Below are 360 nucleotides of genomic sequence, written 5' to 3'. Positions count from 1 at the left end.
TGGTCACCGAAGGCGGCGTGATGCGGCTGCTGCTGGCACGTGCCCGTGGTTTGCCAAGGGCGCAGTTGCTGCAGGTCGAAGTCGGCCACGCTGCGCTGATGCGACTGGTGCCGGGTGACGACGGCCAGTGGGTCGAGGGGCGCTGAGATGTTGCCGTTGTGGATTGCCTTGCAGTTTCTCAGCAGCCTGCCGGTGAGTCTGCCGGGCATGCCGGCGCCGCGCGAGGTGGGGCGCTCGCTGCTCTGCTACCCGCTGGTCGGGTTGCTGTTCGGCCTGTTGCTGTGGCTGGCCAGCTACCTGCTGCAGGGCACGCCTGCGTCGCTGCACGCGGCCCTGCTGCTCACGTTGTGGGTGTTGCTC

1 protein-coding gene and 1 pseudogene are annotated in these 360 nt (G+C 68.3%); both read left to right on the top strand.

All coding sequences use genetic code 11. The features are described from left to right. Positions 1-146, top strand: a pseudogene (locus tag FQ668_RS27335) (histidine phosphatase family protein); the annotation flags it as partial. 1 nt (position 147) lies between these two features. Beyond that, positions 148-360: adenosylcobinamide-GDP ribazoletransferase (locus FQ668_RS27330; RefSeq protein ID WP_178097163.1), on the top strand; the 213-nt coding region annotated here is incomplete at its 3' end.

The sequence above is a fragment of the Pseudomonas sp. Kh14 genome (assembly GCF_900291005.1).
GTDB classification, from domain to species: domain Bacteria; phylum Pseudomonadota; class Gammaproteobacteria; order Pseudomonadales; family Pseudomonadaceae; genus Aquipseudomonas; species Aquipseudomonas alloputida.
The sequence above is the reverse complement of the archived record's forward strand: the minus strand, read 5'-3'. Positions and strand labels throughout refer to the sequence as shown.